Source organism: Pseudovibrio sp. Ad5 (genome assembly GCF_001623095.1).
Lineage (GTDB): Bacteria > Pseudomonadota > Alphaproteobacteria > Rhizobiales > Stappiaceae > Pseudovibrio.
In genome coordinates this window covers 1-2,419 of the sequence record NZ_LMCH01000039.1, presented here as the reverse complement: position 1 = coordinate 2,419, position 2,419 = coordinate 1, and the positions used below count along the sequence as shown (strand labels likewise).

1 protein-coding gene is annotated in these 2,419 nt (G+C 47.8%); it reads left to right on the top strand.

Annotated elements, in window-relative coordinates:
- Positions 1-2,419, top strand: a 2,419-nt coding sequence (locus PsAD5_RS14315; RefSeq protein ID WP_275078123.1) for a calcium-binding protein, incomplete at both ends; no start/stop codon positions are given.

Here is a 2,419-nt window from a genome sequence, read left to right as displayed (position 1 = left end):
TGAAAGCCGAAAATGGGAATGACACTCTGGCTGGTGGTAAGGGAGATGACCTCCTTGAAGGCGGCAAAGGCGCAGACGCCTATCTCTTCAGCAGAGGGGATGGCAAAGACACAATCAAGGATGCAAGTGGCAGCTCAGATGTAATACGTTTTGCTGATGACATTGAGCTTGAAGACATCACCTTGAAAAGAAGTGGCGATGATCTGCTGATTTACATCCTGCCGAGTGATAACCGTGACCAGTCTCTCAGTGAGGTGGAAGATGTTATTCGGATTAAGGATTGGGACAATGCCTCTTACCGGATTGAAAGCCTGCAGTTTGCCGCTGGTGTCTCTGTACCGCTATCTCGTTTTTCCAGCAGCTTCCGGAAGGCTGCAGAAGGCTCGACCGTCTCTGCCTCAAGCGGGCATGATTGGATTGAAGGGGCCGCTGGGAATGAGACACTCAAAGGCAAGGATGGCAATGACTATTTGATTGGCCGTGAAGGCAACGACACCCTTGATGGTGGTGATGATTATGACAGCCTCTTTGGTGGCGAAGGCAATGATACTCTCAAGGGAGGCAAGCAAAACGATCTTCTGGTTGGAGGCGTTGGAGATGACAACCTGCAAGGCGGTACAGGAGATGACACGTACGTCTACTCTCGCGGCGATGGCAAAGACACAATCTCAGACGAAAACGGTTCTGATGACCTCCTCATTCTGACAAACCTGAAACTTGATGAAGTCACACTACGCACTGACGGCAATGATCTGGTCATCTATGTCCTTGATCCAGACAACCCAGGTGCTGCCCTTGCTGATCTCTCCGACAGCATTCGCATCAAAAACTGGAACTCATCATCAAAACGCATTGATACACTTAGGTTCCAAGATGGCTACGAACTGCAAATTGGAGAGCAGGTTGGCGTTATAGAAAACATCGCCGCACTGAATGTGACCAGAACCCAATATACCGGATTACCGAAACATTTACAGAGTGATCAGTTTGAAGATTGGGTGGCATCACATCAGTCATCAGCAGTTCAGGATGTTACCAGCTTGCGCAGTTCTCTAGCTGAGTATGTGCTGCACCATTTTACAGGTAAGTTCTATCTGGAAGCAGGTAAGACATATAAGTTCAGAGAAGATGTTGATGATGGAATGTTGCTGAAAATAGGCGATCAAATTGTTTTATCAGATAACAGCTATAAGTATCACACAACGGCAACATTTACTGCTGAAGCCACAGGATACTATGACTTTAGTTTCTACGCATATAATGACGGTGGACCTGGAGATCATCGGCTTCAGGTAGCTGATGCAAACCAGTCTACTTATAACGATATCCAAGTATATCAGTTCGATGTACTGCCTGAAGTTGGGGTAATTACAGGAGCCAATGGAAACGATATCGTAGATGACCTGTCTGGTTCTCACATCATCAAAGGTGAGAATGGCAATGATCTTTTGATCGCAAGAGATGGGAATGATGTGATCGAAGGTGGTGCTAGCGATGACACTTACGTCTTCATGCGCGGCTTTGGTCACGATACCGTACTTGATACTTCCGGCAGTATGGACAAAATCCAGTTTGCAGATGGTATCACGCTTGCTGATTTACGGATAACAAATGACAACGGTGATCTTCAGATCTATCTAATGGATGCGGAAAACCGGGACCAACCTCTCAATGAAATTGCTGACGTTCTCACGATCAAGAATTGGACAAACACTACTTCACCAATCGAGCGCTTTGAGTTCGCTGATGGAAGTAGTGTGTCCAGTATCAAGATCGACAGTATTGGACGTGTTGCCCTTCAAGGGACTACGGGCAATGATCTGATTGTCGGTGGTGAACGGAGCAACACAATTAATGCTGGCAATGGGGACGATACGCTCGATGCTGGTGGCTATTCAGAGCACTGGCAGCATCTTCGTGGCCAAAAAGGTAACGATACCTATTTGATCGGCAATGAGAACAAGAATGTCTGGATCACCCAAGAGGCGGAGTGGGCTGACAGCGGCAACGATACCGTTCGCTTCAAGGACCTATCACTTCAGGATCTAACACTCAGCTCCTATAGCCATGAGAACTATGGTGAGGCCTTGCGTCTGCAATGGGACAAGGATGGCCAGTCCGGTTCGCTGTTCCTGTCTGACATGGGCGAACATATCGAACGCTTTCAGTTTGCTGATGACAGTAGTGTGTCCAGTATCAGGATCGACAGTATTGGACGTGTTGCCCTTCAAGGGACTACGGGCAATGATCTGATTGTCGGTGGTGAACGGAGCAACACAATTAATGCTGGCGATGGGGACGATACGCTCGATGCTGGTGGCTATTCAGAGCACTGGCAGCATCTTCGTGGCCAAAAAGGTAACGATACCTATTTGATCGGCAATGAGAACAAGAATGTCTGGATCACCCAAGAGGCGGA